This is a genomic window from Campylobacter sp. MG1 (assembly GCF_026616895.1).
GTDB lineage: Bacteria > Campylobacterota > Campylobacteria > Campylobacterales > Campylobacteraceae > Campylobacter_E.
On the sequence record NZ_JANYME010000005.1, the window covers coordinates 53,019 to 73,153 of the forward strand.

Annotated in this window: 19 protein-coding genes; 3 read left to right on the plus strand and 16 right to left on the minus strand. The window is 25.5% G+C overall.

Going from position 1 to position 20,135, the window contains the following annotated elements:
- The first annotated feature begins 245 nt into the window (after window positions 1-245).
- A complete protein-coding gene (locus NY022_RS05260) occupies window positions 246-965 on the plus strand; it encodes a hypothetical protein (protein WP_267524156.1) in 720 nt (239 codons plus the stop codon).
- Window positions 966-988: 23 nt separating this feature from the next.
- Here NY022_RS05260 and tpx read toward each other — a convergent pair whose 3' ends face one another.
- The 7 genes from tpx to NY022_RS05295 form a co-directional block, all read right to left on the minus strand.
- Entirely contained in the window at window positions 989-1,465 is a 477-nt protein-coding gene (tpx, locus tag NY022_RS05265; protein WP_267524157.1) for a thiol peroxidase, read from the minus strand.
- Between the two features lie 120 nt (window positions 1,466-1,585).
- Complete coding sequence (locus tag NY022_RS05270) at window positions 1,586-2,551, minus strand: OmpA family protein (protein WP_267524160.1); 966 nt, start codon at window positions 2,549-2,551, stop codon at window positions 1,586-1,588.
- A gap of 19 nt (window positions 2,552-2,570) precedes the next feature.
- Complete coding sequence (rpsI, locus tag NY022_RS05275) at window positions 2,571-2,960, minus strand: 30S ribosomal protein S9 (RefSeq protein ID WP_267524162.1); 390 nt, start codon at window positions 2,958-2,960, stop codon at window positions 2,571-2,573.
- A gap of 1 nt (window position 2,961) precedes the next feature.
- Window positions 2,962-3,381: a 50S ribosomal protein L13 gene (rplM, locus tag NY022_RS05280; RefSeq protein ID WP_267524164.1), complete on the minus strand. Its 420-nt coding sequence runs from the start codon at window positions 3,379-3,381 to the stop codon at window positions 2,962-2,964.
- 103 nt (window positions 3,382-3,484) lie between these two features.
- Window positions 3,485-6,142 carry a UvrD-helicase domain-containing protein gene (locus NY022_RS05285; protein WP_267524165.1) on the minus strand — a complete coding sequence of 886 codons (2,658 nt, stop codon included), beginning with the start codon at window positions 6,140-6,142 and terminating at the stop codon, window positions 3,485-3,487.
- Entirely contained in the window at window positions 6,139-8,376 is a 2,238-nt protein-coding gene (locus NY022_RS05290; RefSeq protein ID WP_267524167.1) for a PD-(D/E)XK nuclease family protein, read from the minus strand. Before NY022_RS05290 ends, NY022_RS05285 begins: the two co-directional genes overlap by 4 nt.
- A gap of 16 nt (window positions 8,377-8,392) precedes the next feature.
- Window positions 8,393-9,223, minus strand: coding sequence for a universal stress protein (locus NY022_RS05295; RefSeq protein WP_267524169.1), 831 nt, complete (start codon window positions 9,221-9,223; stop codon window positions 8,393-8,395).
- 104 nt (window positions 9,224-9,327) lie between these two features.
- Here NY022_RS05295 and NY022_RS05300 point away from each other — a divergent pair, with 104 nt between their 5' ends.
- Entirely contained in the window at window positions 9,328-9,654 is a 327-nt protein-coding gene (locus tag NY022_RS05300; RefSeq protein WP_267524171.1) for a rhodanese-like domain-containing protein, read from the plus strand.
- A 16-nt stretch (window positions 9,655-9,670) separates the two neighbouring features.
- On the plus strand, window positions 9,671-10,231 hold the full coding sequence (dcd, locus tag NY022_RS05305; RefSeq protein ID WP_214116378.1) for a dCTP deaminase: 561 nt from the start codon (window positions 9,671-9,673) through the stop codon (window positions 10,229-10,231).
- Between the two features lie 381 nt (window positions 10,232-10,612).
- Here dcd and trxB read toward each other — a convergent pair whose 3' ends face one another.
- The 9 genes from trxB to NY022_RS05350 all read right to left on the minus strand — a co-directional run bounded on the left by trxB (window position 10,613) and on the right by NY022_RS05350 (window position 20,131).
- The gene (trxB, locus tag NY022_RS05310) at window positions 10,613-11,545 is read right to left on the minus strand and encodes a thioredoxin-disulfide reductase (protein ID WP_267524174.1); all 933 of its coding nucleotides are present in this window, start codon (window positions 11,543-11,545) and stop codon (window positions 10,613-10,615) included.
- A 71-nt stretch (window positions 11,546-11,616) separates the two neighbouring features.
- A complete protein-coding gene (locus NY022_RS05315) occupies window positions 11,617-14,358 on the minus strand; it encodes a TadE/TadG family type IV pilus assembly protein (protein WP_267524176.1) in 2,742 nt (913 codons plus the stop codon).
- Between the two features lies 1 nt (window position 14,359).
- Window positions 14,360-14,890 (minus strand): tight adherence pilus pseudopilin TadF, encoded by a 531-nt coding sequence (gene tadF / locus NY022_RS05320; protein WP_267524178.1) that lies wholly within the window; start codon window positions 14,888-14,890, stop codon window positions 14,360-14,362.
- Window positions 14,883-15,347: a TadE/TadG family type IV pilus assembly protein gene (locus NY022_RS05325; RefSeq protein ID WP_267524180.1), complete on the minus strand. Its 465-nt coding sequence runs from the start codon at window positions 15,345-15,347 to the stop codon at window positions 14,883-14,885. The genes tadF and NY022_RS05325 overlap by 8 nt, the downstream gene beginning before the upstream one ends.
- Window positions 15,328-16,068, minus strand: a complete 741-nt coding sequence (locus NY022_RS05330) for a tetratricopeptide repeat protein (protein WP_267524182.1) — start codon at window positions 16,066-16,068, stop codon at window positions 15,328-15,330. Before NY022_RS05330 ends, NY022_RS05325 begins: the two co-directional genes overlap by 20 nt.
- Window positions 16,065-16,892 (minus strand): type II secretion system F family protein, encoded by an 828-nt coding sequence (locus NY022_RS05335; RefSeq protein ID WP_267524184.1) that lies wholly within the window; start codon window positions 16,890-16,892, stop codon window positions 16,065-16,067. Before NY022_RS05335 ends, NY022_RS05330 begins: the two co-directional genes overlap by 4 nt.
- Window positions 16,892-17,779 carry a type II secretion system F family protein gene (locus tag NY022_RS05340; protein WP_267524186.1) on the minus strand — a complete coding sequence of 296 codons (888 nt, stop codon included), beginning with the start codon at window positions 17,777-17,779 and terminating at the stop codon, window positions 16,892-16,894. Before NY022_RS05340 ends, NY022_RS05335 begins: the two co-directional genes overlap by 1 nt.
- 1 nt (window position 17,780) lies before the next feature.
- Window positions 17,781-19,067, minus strand: coding sequence for a CpaF family protein (locus tag NY022_RS05345; RefSeq protein WP_267524188.1), 1,287 nt, complete (start codon window positions 19,065-19,067; stop codon window positions 17,781-17,783).
- Entirely contained in the window at window positions 19,064-20,131 is a 1,068-nt protein-coding gene (locus NY022_RS05350) for a hypothetical protein (RefSeq protein ID WP_267524190.1), read from the minus strand. The genes NY022_RS05345 and NY022_RS05350 overlap by 4 nt, the downstream gene beginning before the upstream one ends.
- Window positions 20,132-20,135: the final 4 nt, after the last annotated feature.

Below are 20,135 nucleotides of genomic sequence, written 5' to 3' on the forward strand. Positions count from 1 at the left end.
AAACTAAAAACGGAACAAAAATAATAATTATAAAAATGTTATGTGGGAATTAATGCCCTAGGGCATGATGAGAATAGAAGCTTATACAAGATAATTTTTTACTAACAAAAACATACATTATAAACTCCTTTTAAAATATTTGTTGCATTCTAAACAAAATATTATTAAATTTAACTTAAAATACAAAAAAATTATCAGCTTAATGTAAAATAACACTAAGTATAAATTAAACAAGGAGAATTTTAATGAAAAAAATATTGTTTAGCATATTTTATTGCTCTATATTATTTGGAAACGAAGCACAAATAGCATTAGAATATGCTATTTTAGAAGAGATGTTTAATAATCTTAATTCTTGTAGTAATAACAACTTTCAATCATGTGATAAAATTTCAAAGATGCCACAAATAATTCATAATAATGAAGCAAAAGAATATATAAATAAAAGATGTAATGAAAAAAATATGGCAGCATGTTACACAATTTCAACAATTACAAACGATTTTAATACTAAATATAACTCATTAAGACTAGCTTGTCAAAATCAATTTGAACTAGCTTGTACTTATCTTGTTAGTCAGTTTGAAAATAACTCAAATAAAGCCTTAAAAATATTAAAACAACAATGTGATGATGAAAAAAATATGAACTCTTGTATAATAACAGCTTTATATTACAAAGGATTCTTAGATAAAGAAAATGCCCTAAAATACTCTAAATTAGCTTGTGATAATAATTTTTATAATTCTTGCTTAATTCAATCTGAATTACTAATAAGTATGAATGAAAAACAAAAATCGTATAATATTTTAGAAAATACTTGTTATAAAAATTATGAACCAGCTTGTTTTGAAGCTGCTAATATAAATTTTAAAAATGGTAACTTTAAAATAAGTAAAAAATTTCTAGAACATTCTTGTATGTTAGGTAATGAATTATCATGTAGTAAAATAAATGGACTATAGTAAGCATATGCTTACTATAAAATTTATGCTAACGCTTTAGCAAGTGCATCAAAATTAGGTAATTCTGTAATTTCAGAACATATTTCAGTATAAACTATCTTACCATTTTTTTGAACAAATACAGCACGAGTTGTAAGACCTTCTAATGCACCTTCAGAAATTTTGCAACCATAATTTTTTGTAAATTCACCATATCTAAAATCACTAACAGGTATAATATTGCTTAATCCTTCAAGTTCACAAAATCTACCCATAGCAAAAGGTAAATCTAAACTAACAACATAAACGGGTAAGCCTAATGTATTAGCTTTAGCATTAAACTCTCTAGCTTCTTTAGCACAAACACCAGTATCTAAACTAGGAACGCTAACTATAATTGCATCTTTATTTAAATTTACAACACTTAAATCTTTACCAACTACTCTTGTATCTTTCACAGCATCGTTAACACCAATAGCATTAGTAACTTCAACTGGGCTACCTTTAAAATTTACTTTCATCTTATCTCCTTATTTAAATTAAGACAAAATTATTCCTAATAAAGGTTTCTAAACAATTACAATTTAAATTTATATGGATAAAAATAATAAATATGGCTTCAAGCGAAGCCATATAAAAAATTATTGACAAATAATTTTTAATTCAACTCTACGATTTTGTGCACGACCTTCTTTAGTGCTATTATCAGCAACTGGATTATCATATCCATACCAACTTGGATTGATTCTATCAGCACTTACCCCAGCTTTAACAAGCTCAGATTCAACAGCTTTTGCTCTTTTTTCTGATAATTTTTGATTATATTGATTTGTTCCAATAGAATCTGTATAACCACGAACATAAGCATAATAAGCAGGCTCACTATTAATTAAATCAGCTAAACGTTTAATTTCAGGAACATAATTAGCGCCTACATTACTTTTATCAAAACCAAATAATACATTAACTTGTTCTAAATCATAACAAGCTCTTGGTTTTGGTTGCTCTACTACTGGAGCTGGTTCCACTACTGGAGCTGGAGCTTCTACTACTGGAGCTGGAGTAACTTCATCATTGCCACCAAAATTAAAAATAACGCCTAATGTAGTTATTAATTGGTGATCAGCGTGACGGAATTTAATTTGATCACGAACTTCAGCTCTTAAACCAAAACTTTTATAAATTTTATATTTTAAACCTACACCATATTGACCAAACATTCCGTTTTTATTATCATATAGATTTTCACTGAAATTTTCATAACCAACACCTAATAATCCATAAATGTCAAAATTTGTATCACCTAATTTATATGGTAAAATAGCATTAAGATATCCTCTATCTATACCAACTCTAGTACTGCCATTGCCATCAACATCTTTATATTTGCCATTAGCACGTTCATAACCAATTTCAGCACCAATAAAGTCATACATATAACCGATTCTTAAACCATAACCAAATTTACTTTTAAGATCAAGATTTCCTTCTGGAACATTATATGTAGCAACTGGACTAATTTCTAAATTACTGAAATTAATTTCACTTGCATTAGCACCAGCTACTAATAATGTAGCAACACTTAAAGCTAAACCTAACTTTTTCATTTTTTTCTCCTTTTTCAAATTAACGTTTGCTAAATTGTGGTTTTCTTCTTGCTTTTCTGCGACCGTATTTTTTACGCTCAACCACACGACTATCACGAGTTAATAAACCTTGTGGTTTAAGTAGCGCTCTAAAATCAGCACTCATAGCAGCTAAAGCACGAGAAATTCCGTGTCTTAAAGCTTCAGCTTGAGCACTGTATCCACCACCTAAAGTATCAGCAGTAATATCTATTAAACCTTCTTGTTTAGTTACTAATAGAGGTTGAACTACTTTTAACTTAATAGCCTCGTGACCACCTAACCAAGTATTTAAATCTACTCCGTTCACTATTATTTTACCACTTCCAGCCTTAGCCCAAACTTTAGCTATTGCAGTTTTTCTTTTACCTGTTGCATAAAATTTCGCCATATTATTTTCCTTTTACCTGAGCTGTGTGTGGATGTTCGCTACCTGCATAAACTTTTAATTTTTTTAACATTTCACGACCAAGTGTAGTTTTTGGTAACATCCCACGAACTGCTAACTTATATAATTTAGCTGGATTATTTGCTAATAAATCACCAAATTTCTCACTCTTAGTGCTTCCAAAATAGCCTGAATGTCTATGGTATAATTTATCATCAGCTTTGTTTGTTCCAGTAAATTCTGCTTTAGATGCGTTGATAATTACTACATAATCTCCGCAATCAACATTCGGTGTATAACAAGGCTTATGTTTGCCTTTTAAAATTGTTGCAACTTCAGTTAAAATACGACCGAAACGCTTACCTTCAGCATCTACAATTATCCAGTCTCTTTTAACTTCGTTTGGCTTTGTTATTTTTGTCATGATTTTACCTTTGCCAAATTTTTTAAAACGCTAATTATAATTTTTAAAACTAAAAATAAACTTAAATTAAGCTAATTTTAAAATTAAATATTTTTACTTAATTTTATATATATTTCAAATTAAATTCATTATTTTCATAAAAAATAACAACTTTTTTAATAATTTTATTTTTATAAATTGATTTTATAAATTCTTCATATTTATCAAGCTGTTTTTTATACTCCATCCTAAAACAAGAGCTTTTATAATCAATAATTAAAATTTCATTATCATTCATTGCTAATAAATCTATTCTACATACTTCAAATTTATGCTTAAAATTATACTCTTTTATAATATCAAAACCATTCAATAGCTGTTTTAATTCATCATAATTTATAAATTTATTACACATATCTTTAAGCTTATCAACATTTACCTTTGGAAATTTAAATATAACAAGTTTAAAGCATTCATCAAAATTAGAATATTTAAAATCATTTAATTCACAAAAATAATGAAAAGCTTCTCCTAATATGATTTCATCTGAAGAAAAATATTTATTTTTTATATTTTGTAAAGGTATATTTGTATCAAAATCATATTTTTTATAACTTTCTTGTATAGCTGTTTTCTCATAATTATATTCTAATAAATTGTCATCTAAAATTTCACTTTCTAATGAATTATAATCAATTTCGCTAAGACCTGATTTTTCCGTTTTTATAATGCAAAGAGAAGTTATAGCTCTAGTATATGCTACATAATAATTATTTATTTCATCTAATTTAAGTGTATTTTCATAAGATTCTATTTTCTTAGTATAATCACTATCTACCATACATCTTAATTGAACTATATCTTTTTTAGATTTTATAAAACCATACCATTTAGCTTTATCAAAATTATATTCAATTTTAAGTCCGACATCATTTACCGTGCTTTTATCATTATGAATGCATATTACATGTTCAAATTGTAAACCTTTACTCTTATGAACTGTCATAATATTAATACCTTTTGAACTAGTAGCATTTGATAAGCTATCACTAAATTCATATAAAGTTGTTAAAAAATTAGGTGCATTAGAAACATCATTTAAAAATTCTAAAATAAACTCATCTTTTTTAATCCCTAAATGATTTATAATATCGTTATAAACACTAGCAGGTGGTTTTGTAATATCAATTTTAATTATATCATATTCTATTCCTAGCACTGATTTTACAAAATACAAATATGCATAATCTTTAAAAATACAATATTTAGCAAATTCTATAAGCACTCTAACACTTATTTTTTCAACTAATGTAATATTATTATTAGTATTAATATCTAGTCCTTTAGAACTTAAAAATTCTGATAAAAAATTTAAATATTTATTTTCTCTTACTAGGATACAAATATCTTCTAGCTTAACTCCATTTTTTAATAAACTAACGATTTTTTTATAAGTATCTACTAAATAATCATCACTTATTATTTTACTTACCCTGCCTTGCTCTTTACTAGCTACTAATTGATTAGTATAAACACCATTAGGATAAATTTCTTTAAAATTTTTATTTACAAATTCTACTATTGCTATTTTACTACGATAATTAGTGTCTAAATTTTTTAAAGTAATATTTAAACTAGGATTTTTATAAAATAGGTCAAAAACTTCTTGTTTAGCACCTCTAAAAGTATAAATTGATTGCTTTTTATCACCAACATAAAAAAAGCTTTTTAATCTATTGTCAATGCCAATACCTGATACTATTTCTTCTACTATAGGTTTAATTATTTCATATTGTATAATAGAAGTATCCTGAAATTCATCTATTAATAAATGATTTAAATTTGAATTCAAACGAAAATAAAATAAATCTTTTAAGTCATTATTTTGTAATATTTTATGTACATAAAGCGCCACATCACCAAAACTTAGTATATTATTTTTTTGATGATATTGTTTTGCTATATTTACAAATTTATCCAAATATTTAAAACATAATTTTAATTGTTGGTATTCTAAATAAGCATAATGATGAGATATAGCTTTTATTAATTTTTCATAAGCATTTTTAAAAACATCTGAATTATTCATAGCTTTTTCAGTTGTTTTTTTGCCATAAATTTTTGAGTTTAATAATGAATCAATATCACAAATTTCATTCAACCATTCAGTAATTTTCTTATCATTATAACTCATCAAATCGTATTTAATATCATTATAAATTTTCATCAAATCTATATCATTTACTACATTTAATTCATATTCACCAGTATAATTCAAATATAGATTATAAAGCCATGATAAAAAATTATCCAAATTCATATTTAAATTTTTTAAATTTTTTACTATCTCTAAAGCTTCATCACGAGTTAAACTTTTTAAAAATTCATCATTTAATTTAATAAAATTAGTTTGTTCATAATCTACACTAAGACCTTCATAAGTAGCAAATAATCTTAAAATTTTAGAAAAAAAACTATCAAATGTATAAATTCTAAGCTCTTCTTCTAAAAAATTTTTTCTTTTTGTATCTCTAATCTTGATAATTTCATCTTGACTAATATTTATTATTTTTTCTAATTCTTCTAGTTCAGCTTTTTTTTCATGTAAATTTAAAAATACATTAGTAATACGCTCTTTCATCTCATTTACAGCTTTTTTTGTAAATGTTAAAGCTACAATATCATTTATATTAGCACCACCTAAAAAAAGTGCTAAATAACGAACACTTAACATAAATGTTTTGCCACTTCCAGCACTAGCTTGCAATGCTATATGTTTCATTTAAATTCCTTTTTATCTTTTTTATTAATTATCAAATAAAAATATCCATAAGCTTTTTCTGGATTGTTTTTAATAAAATCATTTTGTTTTATATCAGCAATTTCTTCTTCAATTTTTTCTATATATTTATCAATATCTTTTACTTCTAACTTTACACCCTGAGTACTTTTAAGATACAACAAAATAGCCTTTTTATTAGTATCATTGAGAATATAATTATAAAAAGCTAATTGTTTTTCATTATTCTTAGTATCGCTTGTCTTGTTTTTATTTTTATAATCAATTAAGTAGTTATCGCCTAACCTATCAACATAGCCTATTAGATTAATATCACCTATTGTTCTAGTAATCTTAGCTTCACATTTTGCACTCGCACAACAATCTTTAATTGTGTAAAAAATAGTATCCAAATTATCATAAATTAATGCAAACTCAATAGGGCTTAAAATATTTATAAAATTATCTTCAAAATCTTTTTTAAATTTATTTAAATCATCAAAACTAGACAATTCTAAAAATTTATGAATCATAGACCCAACATCAGCTGCGTTCATTGATTTTAAAGATTTCGGTTCTTTTAATTTTTCAATATATTTTAAGTAATATTCATATGATGAATTTTCATAAGTGCTAAGTCTTGAATAACTAAGTTCTTCATCAAAAAAATTATGATTTTTTATTTTTTCATCATCTAATTCTAATAAATTATCATTAGGTAAAATAGAATTTTTATCAATTTGTAAATAAGAATTTAAAAGTCCAACCTTATCTACACTTATATGATTAGTTTTATAATCTTTTAAAAATCTAGCTGGGGATTTTTCTTCGTTTTCAAGATATAAAACATAAACATTTTCACAATTAAATAATTCTTTATAATAATGCCTTTGTAAATTTTCTCTATCTTCATAACTTATCATTCCTGCTTTTTTTCTAACAACATTATTTAAAAACATTTCGCTAACACTTCTTTTAGGGACTAAATCATCATTAAAATCAAGAACAATAACTAAATCAAATTTTTGCCCTCTCGTTTCAAGCAAACCTACTACACTAACGCTGCCACCATCAGTGTGCGAAACTTTTATATTTTCAACATCCAATAAAGTTATAATATCGCTAGGACTTAGATTAAATTCTTTATTTAAAATTTCTATATCAAATAAACGATTATTTAAAATTTCTTTAACCTCATCGTTATTACTAAGAGATAAAATTTGTTCTTTAAATTTAGAAAAATCACTAAAATTAAGTTTAATATCACCAGTTTTTAATATTTTTTCTTGTATTTTATTAATAGAATTTTCATATTTCTCATCACATAAAATAGCATTTAATTTCTGTGAAACCTCATTATTCTTTATACCACTTGCTATGTTTAAATAATTTTTAATATCCAAAGCTTTTAAAGCACTAGATACACTTTCATCAGGTAAAACCACTGCTATATTTTTACCATCAGCATAAAATTTTGAAAGCAAATGCAAAGTATAAATATATTGATAAATAGGACTTGAAAAAGAAACCGTATTAATATAATCATTATATTTTAATGGTGTATTTTTCAAAATCTGCCAAGAATTATCTTTGTAAATTAAAGTATAAGTTTGATTAATTAGTAAATCTAATTTAAACGACTTTTTCATCAAAGACTTATTAAATTCACTAACATTTATAATTATCATTACTTCGCAAAATTTAGATATTTCTTCAAAAAATTCTAATTCATATTTTTTTAAAAATCCATTTAGATAAAATGTAATCTTATAATATTGACTTATTAAAAATTTATTTATCTTATATTTTTCTAAGGTTATTTCATCATACAAATTCATATTTTGTAATTCTTTTTTATAGTTTTTAAAACATTCTTCTAAAATATCTAAATATTCATCAAAAAAACTATAAGTATCACTCAATCTTAAATCATTTATACTAACCTTTTCGCTATTTAACTCTGCAAAAAATGAAAATAAATATTCTTTATTTTTTAAAAAATTTAAAAAATCATTAGAAAATTTTAACTTTTCATAATTTTTAGTTTTATTACAAGCTTTACTCATAGCTATGATTTGCTCTATTTCACTAGCTTTTTTACAATCACTTATAGCAAAATCATTAAAAAAATCATTAATACTAATAGTATTAGCAAAAAATCTACTATCTTCTAAGGATTCAATGTATTCTTTAATTTGTCTTAAATTTGAAAATATTACAAGTTCTTTTTTTACCATAAAATATCCGTTCTAATCATTTAAAAATAAATAATGGCAATGTTGACTTTTTAATAATTTCATTAGTAAATGAACCAAAAAATAAATGCATTAGCTTTGAGCTAGAATATGCACCCATAGCAATAACATCACTATTATTTTTCGTAGCATAATCTAATAAATCTTGAGGAGTAGTCTTATTTATAATATCTAATTTAACCTCTTTATTAAATTTATCAAACAATTTTTTACCACTTAATAAAATTTCTTGAGATTTTAAATTATCTTTTCCTAAATGCAATAATGTTCTTTCAGCATTTATAAATAAAGGATGATGCAAGCTTTTTTCTAATGCTTTATTTAAATTTTCACTTCCATCATAAGCAAATAAAACTTTTTCAATAGGTTTAAATTCTTTATTTGCAATCATTACAGGAATATTAACACTTTTAATCAATTCCTTAGTATGAATGCCACTTTCACTTTCTCCAAATTTACCTACTATTAAAAGTTTATAATCTTTTTCAACTTCACTAACTAAATCAGCTAAATCTCCTTTTAAATGCAAAGAATTTGTAGCAATACCTAATCTACTACAATAATGTTCATACCTTTTTAATAATTCCTTACCATTTTTAAATGCCTTTTTTTCTTGTCTTTCTTCTTCATCTAATAATTTTTCTATAAGTTCATAATGAACTTCAAAATGAATCCCACCAGACAAATCAGGAATAATATCACTTGAAGGCTCTAATGCATGTAACAATGTAATATCAGCATTTAAAAGTTTTGCAAAATGAATTGCCGCATCACAAATACCTATACTATTAATAGAATTATCTACACAAGCTAAAATACAATTTTTCATCAACTCTCCTTTAGTTAATTATAACTTTTTGTGTTATACAATGTAAAATAAAATTTTTAATTTAAATTTTATTGTTATTATTATTAAAATTTTAAAGGAATTATATGAATGTAGATATTAGTGCTGAAAAAGTTGATTTTTCAAAACATAAAATAATTGATATTAGAACTGATGAAGAACATAATGTAGCATATTTAGAAAATAGTATCTTATATCCTATGGATTTTAATAATTTAACTCAAAAAGATATTGACATTTTTTTAGATAAATTTAAAAATGATGAAAATTTAGTAATAATGTGTAGAAGTGGTGCTAGAAGTGCTATGCTATGTGATATTATAAATAAAGATAAAATAATTATAAAAAATCTATATGGTGGTATTATTGCTATGGCAAAATTACACCCTAATAAAATAATTTATAAAAATTAAACTATAAGGAATATGAATGGGACTAAAAAGTGATGCTTGGATAAAAGAAATGGCATTAAAACACGAAATGATAACTCCATTTTGTGAAGAGAATGTAGGTAAAAATGTGGTTAGCTATGGACTTTCTAGTTATGGGTATGATATTCGTGTTGGGCGTGAGTTTAAAATATTTACAAATGTAAATAGCACTATGATTGACCCTAAGGATTTTAATGATAAAAATGTAGTTGATTTCGTAGGTGATGAGTGTATTGTTCCTGCGAATTCATTTGCACTTGCAAGAACGGTTGAATATTTTAAAATGCCAAGAGATGTATTAGCAATTTGTCTTGGTAAAAGCACATATGCAAGATGTGGAATTATTGTAAATGTTACACCTTTTGAGCCTGGATTTTGCGGTCATATTACAATAGAAATTAGCAACACCACTCCACTACCTGCAAAAATATATGCAAATGAAGGTATAGCTCAAGTGTTATTTTTACAAGGTGATGAGCCTTGCATTACTTCTTATGCTGATAAAAAAGGTAAATATCAAAATCAAACAGGCATAACTCTTCCAAAAGTTTTAAAGTAGAAAATACTACTTTAAAACTAAAATCAATTTTAAATTAATATATTAAATTTTAAAAATACAAAGTATTTTTAATAAACATATAAAAATCAATAAAGTAATGTTAAAAAAAATAAAAAATTATATTTTTTTAAACTTTTTTCATTTAAATAAAAATATTTGCAATTTTAATTATAAACTAATAAGAACCTATTATTTTATTGATAAAACAATACTTAAATTTAATTACTTACACTTTTAAAATCATTTATAAAAACATAATAAAATTTTGTTTAACTAAATAAAATCATTTTCTAAATTATAAAATTAATTTTTACTGATTTTTAATTAATAAATCCAATAATATTAAAATTTATATTTAAAGTAGCACTTAGCTACTTTAAATCAATGTTTGCTCTCTAAATATGAAATTACGCCTAAAGCAGCGTTAGCACCATCAGCCGCAGCACAAACAACTTGTCTTGGAGCATCTACTCTTAAATCTCCTGCAGCAAACAAGCCTTCAACACTCGTTCTCATTTTTAAATCAACCTTAACAGCATCTCCTACCATTTCGCATAAAAATGAGCCATCAGTTTGTTTTAATACTTCATTTCTTACATCAAGTCCTACGAAAGTAAATATCCCTGGAACTGCTAAATCTTTTTTGCTACCATCATTAAATACTATTTTAACGCCTGTAACTCCAGCATTATCTCCTACTACTTCTTCTACTTTAGCGTTTAAAATGAACTCAATTTTTTCATTTTTCTTAGCTCTTTCAACGGTTGATGGAGCTGCACGAAAACCTTCTCTTCTGTGGATTAAATATACTTTAGAGCATAGATTAGCTAGATAAAGTGCTTCTTCAAGTGCGGTATCTCCGCCACCTAAAACTGCAACTTCTTTTTTTCTATAAAACGCACCATCGCAAGTTGCACATGTGCTAACTCCACGACCAAAAAATTCATTTTCGCCTACAAAACCAGCTTTTTTAGGAGCTGCTCCTGTGCAAACTATAACAGCTTTAGCATCTTCGCTTGAATTATCAGAGAAAATTATTTTAAAATTCTCGCCATTTTTTTCAACTCTAATTACTTCTTTTTGCTCAATTTTTAGACCAAATCTAGTGCTTTGCTCACTCCAAGGTGCCATAAAGCTAATTCCATCCATTACGGTTGCAACGCCTGGGTAATTCTCCATCTCACTTGAGCTTGTAATTTGTCCACCTGGCATAAATTTTTCATACATTACAACATTTTTAAGCCCACCACGAGTTGCATATAATCCCGCACTAAGACCAGCAGGGCCACCACCAATAATAGCTAAATCTAACATTTTATCTCCTAATTAATAATTTTTATTATTTAATAATAACTTTATTAAGTTAATAAAAATTTAAATCTCTACTATTTATATATAATATTTCCATAAGGATTATTAAATACAGAACTATTAATTTCATACATTAATTCATCCACTGTATTTCCTATTAAAATATTATTTGTACATTGAGACCAAACTTCCTTATATTTACTTTCATTTATTATTCTACCTTCATCTTTTGATAGACCTAAAGTAATTGCATAAATTTCTGCATTCTTACCAGTAATTTGCTTAATACCATTTTTTAATCTTTGACATAATCCTGCTTTAAAAAGTGCATAATCATTATCGCTTGCTGCTGATGAAAAAACTAATATTTTCACATTTGGATTATTGCTTTTTGATTTTGTAGCCATTAAAGAAGCCCTAATAAGTCCAACACTTGCATAATCTTTATTTAAAGGAGTTGCTACATCATAAAAACCTTTATCAATTTTAAACGGTATTTCATTTAAAATATCAATTTCTTTTATATCACTTAGAGTTTGGATTTTTAAAGGTTTTATTTCAACAAATTTCATAGCATTTGCTATTGTTTGCTGAGTAACTCCACCTAATAAAAATGCCATATAGCTATTTCCTAAGGCCTTGCCCTTGAAATCAAAATTAGCGTTTAAATCGCTTTCTGCGTCTTTATATTTTCTAAAAGCTTCATTTTTTAAGCTTTCAAGCTTTGCAATCAATTCATTATTTAATTCTACTCTTAAAATATCACTACCTCTTAAAAAATTATTTGTATTTTTTAAATTTTCTAATTCGTGCATTTTTATAGACAATTCTTTTCTAACATCATTTCTTTGTTTAGCATGACTTTTTTTAGGCTCTTGTGAAAAATCACAAGTTTCTGGATTTTCTGCAGCCGACCTTGGGTCATCACAAAATTTATAAGGAAATATATCAAGTGAATTAAATTTTCTTTGCAATTCTCTAACTTCTTTTGTAAGCTCTTTTATCTTTTCTGGTAAAATTCCACCTATAGTAAGCTTTGGTGCTTCTTCTGGGTATGTAGGAGCTATTATTGTTTTAAATTCTTCTATGTTAGCAAAATTTATCTTAGCTTTTTTAGACTCTTCAAAAACCTTACCTTCCTTACCATCTATAGCATCTTCTAAAGCATAGTAATAATCCTCATATTCATCTTCCCAATTATCTGCAATATATTCATATATTCTTTTTACATCATTGATAAAATCTTTTTTAGTATCATAAAGTTTTGGCATTGATAAATTAGAACACTCTTTAAGAGATTGTTTTATATAATCTATGGCTTTTATAAAATTATCCTTTGCTTTATCTAACTCGTTATTTGTTATATTATCATTATAATCTTCAAATAATGTATAACCATTGATATCAACTTTGCCACAATTTTCTAATTCTGTATATCCATCCCATTCATCATCATCACCTTTTATATATTTATTATAATAAATATCATAAATTTTCAATGCATATACTTTATTAAAGTCATCTTTAGAATTATTATCAACATTTACATTATTAGTTAAAATATTTTTAGCAATACTTAAAGCTTCTAAATAACTTTGATATTTTCCTTCTTCTATTTGCATTATCCTAGCTATTTGTATAATTTCATCATTTGTAGCATTAATTAAAAGTTTATCAACTTTATGATTATATAGCCTAAGAATCATACTTTCATTTTCATCAAAAGCATTGTTTATGGTATTTTCTATCCTAGTTTTATCTTTTTTAAATTCGCCTTCGTTTAAGCCTGGTTTTTGATTATCGTATCCTAAATCAAATGTTTTAATGGCATCTTCAATATCTTTTTTAGAATAATTTTGCAATCTTTCATTATTTAAATCAAGTGCAAATTTTCTAAGTAAAAAATCTCCTGCAAATTCATTTGTAAAAATTTTAGTATCAATATCTAAAGCCTTTAAACGATTTAAAACTAAAGTTTCAAACTTTGAATTTGCATGATTTAATATACTTTTTGGATAAAACCTAGAGAACAAATCAACCTTTTTAAACTCATTTGGGACATAAATATCCATTGGGTCAATATAATAATATGCGTTTTCATATTCGCTTTTTGTTAGCCCATCGTTTCTATCTACAATAGTTTTTTCATCTAGATCCTTACCATTTACCATCACGACATTAGAATAAGGTACAAAACCAAAATATTGTTTATTTTGACTATCGTATTCTTTGGCAGTTTTAATTATATTTGCAATCATTGTTTGTGTTGCATCAATTATTTCTGCTTTTCCTAAAGGTGGATTACAAACTCCATATTTAATTAGCTTTTTATTATCTTCATTACAAAGATTTTTTAAAGTAGAATTTAAAAGCGTACTATTTTCTGCTCCTGACTTTCCGAAAGATATGGCAAAAATATAATCAGTATCGCTAATTTTACTAGATGGTTGCATTCCGTAAATGCCTTTAGTGCTTATACTTATATCATCTGCTGATATAAATTTATTAAAAATACCATTATTTGTAATATCTGCTGTGACTTTTGTAATCCCATCAATTTGCTTTATTTGTATATTTGATACATTTTTATCACTTCCTAAATATTCACTCACTAATATTTTTACTCTATCTTCTAAATTCTCTTCATTAGTGGCACTTAAAAAACTAGCCTCTCTTAAAGCATCTTGTAATCTTGAATGATTTTTAAGCGTCATGCTTAAATCATAAGCAATTACACAAAGTGCAAATATAAAAGGCAAAATTATTGCTACACTAATTAACGCAAAACCTTGTTTTTCTAATATAAATTTAGTCATTTTATCTTCCATATACTACCGAACTTGCAAGTGGTTCTAACTTTTTTAAATTAATGCCTCTAATAGGCATAAATAAGTCATTGTTTTTAGTGCATAAAGTAACTCTATAAAGACTAGTATAATTTTCAAATTTATTAACAAAATTTATTTTGCTTATATCTTTTAAATTACTATTATTTACACATTCTACTTCACCTCTTTTATAGTTTTTGTAATTAAAATCATCATTTTTATTAGGCTCTAAACTTTCTACTACTAATCCTAATTCTTTATTTAAAGTCTTTTCATTTAAAACCAATGCAATACTATATAAATTATCTATATCACTCTCTTTTAATAATGTCTTATTGTATAAATTTGTTCTTTCCCTAATAATTCCTGCTAATGAATAACTTATTTTCTCCAATGAATTTTGAGTTTTAATAAGCTTTCCTATATCAGAACTAAGTACTAAAAAAATTACAAAAAACATCAACATAAAACTAACTTCTATACTTACACTTGCTACTTTATTTCTTAAAAAACTACTCATCATTTTTCCAATTTAATTCATTAAAATAAGCTAATTTACTTTTAAGAATTTTATTTTTTTCTATCCAATTAAATAAAAAAATAGTCCTTACTCTATATGTAAGTTCATATAAATTTATTATGCTTTCATCATTATTTGACTCACATTTTTCTTTACTTAATTCGTTTAAATCATTGCAATACGCTATGCTTATATCAAAACTTCCATCGGTTAAGAAAAATCCTATTTTTTGTCTTTGTCTATCTAATTCTTCTTTATATTTTTTTAAATAATTTTCTTTATAAGAAAAACTTGAAGCATAGGCTGCTGCTTGGCTATTTACATAATCAATCGCAACACTAGTATAAACTAACAATAAAACCTCAACCAAAATCGTAACAAATACTAAAAAAGGAAAAAGCAGCATAGCGGTTTCTATCGCTGCTATGCCTTTAATATCATTTAGAAAATTTTTCATTTGTATTTATTTGCTTAATATTTATTAATAATTTTTTTGGCTCTTTAGCTAAATTTTCTCTTTTTATTATTTCAATAGCTTCACTATCTCTATTAAGTTTAGCTAGTGCAAAAACTAAATTATTAATAATTTTTAAATTCTTATAATTTCTATTGTATAAAGGTAATAAATAATCAACTCCAATAGCATAATTACCTTCTGATATTTCTAATAAACCTAAATTATTATTTACTATTTCATCAGCTAAAAATAATGATTTTGCTTTTAGAAAAGCTATTTTTGCATCTTCGTATTTATTTTGCTTTGCCTTTACTATACCTATTACATTATAAGCTTCTGGATTTTTTGGATTTAGATTAATACTTGTTATAGCATCATTTAAGGCTTCATTATAATTTTCTTTATAATCTTCAATTTTTGCTTTGAGTAAAAATGCTTTATAGTTTTTACCATCTTGCAATAATGGCTTTAAATAATAAAGTGATGAATCAAAATCATTTATATCGTAATAATTTAAGGCTAGTGCAATTCTTGTTTCTGGGGTGTCCTTTTTTTGTAATTTTTCTTTATTGATTTTAATTAAATCATCATAATTTTTAATAGCTGTATAAATCTTTTCTTTGGTTAAAGTATCATCTAAAATATCTTGTTTTGATTTTAAAGTAGCTTGACAACCTGTAAAAATAAAAATTGATAAAAATAAAACTGTTAATTTTTTCATAAAATTCCTCCTAATACTCTCATTACTCCTGGTGCAGCGATTACTATAATCACTGGAAACATAAAAAATAAAATAAGTGGAACACTCATTTTAGCTGATAATTTACCTATGGCTTCTTCTGTTTGAAGCAAGGTACTTTCTCTAATTTCAGCACTTAAACTCATCAAACTTTCATAAATTCCACTTCCATATTTAACACTTTGTTTTAATGTAGAACACATCATTGATATTTCACGACTAGGCAATTCATTTTGCAAATCATTTAATGCAGCTTCAAGCCCATTTACATTCATTTTGATAATTAATTTACTTAAAAAAGGTGCGAAAGCTTCATTTAATGAAGTAATACTGCCTTCTAAAAATTTAATGGCATTTTCAATACTCATTCCAGATTGCACACAAACTGCTAATAAATCTACAAACATAGGAATATCAGCACCTATTTTTCTAATCCTTGATTCAATGATAAATTGCTGTAAATAGCTTGGTGCAATAATTACTAATATAAAAATAAAAATTCCTAAAGCCGATAATGTATTTTGAGAGATTTTTAATAATCCACTTGTTTTTAAAATATAAAAAATCATAAAAATACTAAATGCAAAAAATACTTTTAAAACCACATTAGAATCAATTTTTCTTAAATAATATAAAGTTTTATCGCTCTTTTCAAAAATATCATAAACATTAGTTGTATTTATAAATTCGCTAAAACCTGTATTATTTACAACCAAACTATATTTTTTCATAGTATTTTTTTTATTTATTGCATAAAACATCAAAAATACTCCAAAAATCATTGATAAAATATAAAAACTTTGCATTATATTTTCCTCATCAAATACATAATCATAAGAATTCCAACCAACTCGCTACCTAAAAAATAATATAAAATATAACGACCTTTTTCATCGTATAAAATAAAATCAAAATTTTCAGGGCTTATAAATTTGGTTAAAAATAAAAATACAAACGGTATAGCCGCTGTTATTTTTGCACTCATTCTAACTTCACTTGTCATTGCTTCTTTTTTCTTTTCCATTGCCTTAGCTTTTGTTCCTGAAGTGGCTAATCTGCTTAAAATTTCTTTCAGTCTTGCACCACTATTAAGGCTTACTAAAAGTGAAGTTAAGAAAAAATAATAATTTTTAAAAGGTAGTCTTTTATAACTAGCCTCAAAAACTTTTTGTGTATCATCTCCGATAGCAAGTGCTTTTACTATTATTTTAAGCTCGGTTCTTAAAACTCCTGAAATTACATTAGAGCAATCTTGTAAAGCTTGATTTACATTGCTACCAGCACTAATTGCTCCGTTTAAAACTACTAAAAGCTCTGGAAAATTCTTATCAAAATCATCTTTTATTTGTTTGAAAGCTAATTTATTTATAAAATAAATTCCAAATACACAAGAAGCAAAAAACACAATAATTACATTTAGATTTAAGAATGTTTTATTTATAAATAACAAAACACACACAATTACAACAAAAATTATGAGATTTTTTCTATTTAATCCAGTATTTTTATCATAAATATTTCTAAATATAAACGCTAGATTTGCATTTATATTTAATTTCTTTTGTTTTTGAGTGTTTTTAGCTAAATCACTTTTTAAGAATTTATTTCCGTATATTTTAAGCCTTGATTTACCTAAACCAAAATATAAAAGATAAAAGCCAAAAAGCAGTGTTAAAATAAATATATTTTCCATTTTAAGCCCCCACTATTTCATCTAAATAATCTTTTATATTAAACATAATCGCATTATTTGCAATTACAGAATCTTCTCTTAATCCATAAAATTCATAATCGCCTATGATTTTATCTTTTTCATCTCTATAAGGTCTTGGCTTAAATTTATAAATAGGATAAAGGCTAGTTATTCCATTATCATTAATCTTTCCTATTTCGGCTATTTCTATAACCCTTCTTGAACCATCATTTAATCTTGCAATTTGCACTATTACATCAACAGCACTTGCCACATTGTAACGAATTGCTGAAATTGGCAAATCAAACCCGCTCATCATAACTAAGTTTTCAAGTCTGCTAAGTGCATCTTGTGGGCTATTTGCGTGTAGGGTTGTCATTGAGCCATCATGCCCTGTATTCATAGCTTGAAGCATTTCAAATGCTTCACCACCTCTACACTCACCCACAATTATTCTATCAGGTCTCATTCTAAGAGCATTTATTACTAAATCCCTCATACTAACTTGCCCACTTTGCTCAACTCCTGCCATTCTAGTTTCTAGTCTTACTAAATGTGGTTGCATTAATTTAAGCTCGGCTGCATCTTCAAGAGTAACAATTCTTTCATCATTGCTAATATGCTGTGAAAGTGCGTTTAAAAGAGTAGTTTTACCACTACCGGTTCCACCAGAAACAATTATATTGCATCTTGAATATGTAATTAATGATAAAAATTTTGCCATCTCTAGCGTCATTGAGCCACCGATTGCTAATTCTTCTAGTGTTTTTGAACTTTTATTAAATTTTCTAATAGATATGCTAGTCCCATCAAGTGCAATAGGACTAATTACCACATTTAAACGGCTTCCATCAGGAAGTCTTGAATCAACGAGTGGCTGAGCTTCGTCAACCCTTCTTCCCATTTTAGCTACCATTCTTTTTGCAATATCTGTTAGTTGGTTATTGTCTAGAAACTCTAAATTACTTTTTTGTAATTTTCCACCTTTTTCTACATAAATATTATTAGGGCCATTTACTAAAATATCACTTACACTATCATCTTCCATTAATTCTCTTAAAGGTCCAAGTCCCATAATTTCATCTGTAATTAACTCGGCAATATATGAAAAATCCTTAGGAGATAGGTATTTTTTATTTGTAATGCTTACTTTTTTTACTAAAGTTGAAATCTCTTTTAATAAAAGTTGCCTATCGGTAGCTAATTCTTCAATCTTATCTAAATCAATAATAGCTAAAGTCTGTTCTCTAATAAATCTAATTTCTTGTTTAAAAGCTACATTATTCATATTTTTCTCTTAAATAAACTTAAAGGTTTTTCTTTTATACCAATTACTAGATTTACTAGACTTGATATTGCTTTATTGATTTTTGAAGCACCATTGTTTTTTACTTCTTTTATGCCAGATTTAAATGGAATTATTAAATCAATTTTTCTTTTTAATAACTCTTCAATATCTCCTATGCTAAGAGTTTTTATAGGGCTTAATTCGTTTAAAACTAAAATAATTCTTTTAGCTCCTTGATTTACGCTAAGTAAAAAATCATTAGTTTCTAATACTTCTTTGGTTTTTTTAATTGATGCTAGTTCTTTATTTATTACTAAAACTACACAATCAGAATTTGATAGAGTAAGCTCTATATTTTCTTTGCTCGCATTATAAATACCTTGGTCATATACCATAAAGTTAATTTTATGCTCTGAGTATTTATTAAATCCTACGAAATTATCTTCAAGTGATTCTTTATATAAACATATTCCTTTATCTTGAAAATATTCTGTATTAAAACTAATATCTGAAAATAAATCTATATTAAAAGAACTATTTGCACCTTGCAAAAGTAATGTTTTATTACAAAACCTATCATAAATATTTTTTGCTAGTAAATACGCTATAAAAGAAGTACCTATGCCACCTTTAGTTCCTAAAACACTAATTTGAATAGAGCTAAAACTTACCTTATTATAATTATGGTCTTCAAGTTCGTAAAATATCTCATTAAATTGTGTTTCGTAATGCAAATATCTTAAACCTTTATTCAAAAATTCCTGTCTAATTACAATAGAGTCATTATCTGCAAAAATAATGCAATTAATATCTCTAGGTAAAATTGTACTTAGTATTTTTATACTTTCTTTTATATCTTTAATCACACCTAAATCAATTATAATAGCTACTAAATTATTGTCCAAATCTTTAGTGTGTATATCTTTATAATCTTTAAGTAAAATTTTTACATCTAAACCTTTAATGCTCAAATGCTCTTTTATATTTTTTATTCTAATATCATTTAAAGAAATTAATAAAATTGATTTTTTTATAATTTTTTCATTTTTATTCTTAAAAAACATTATT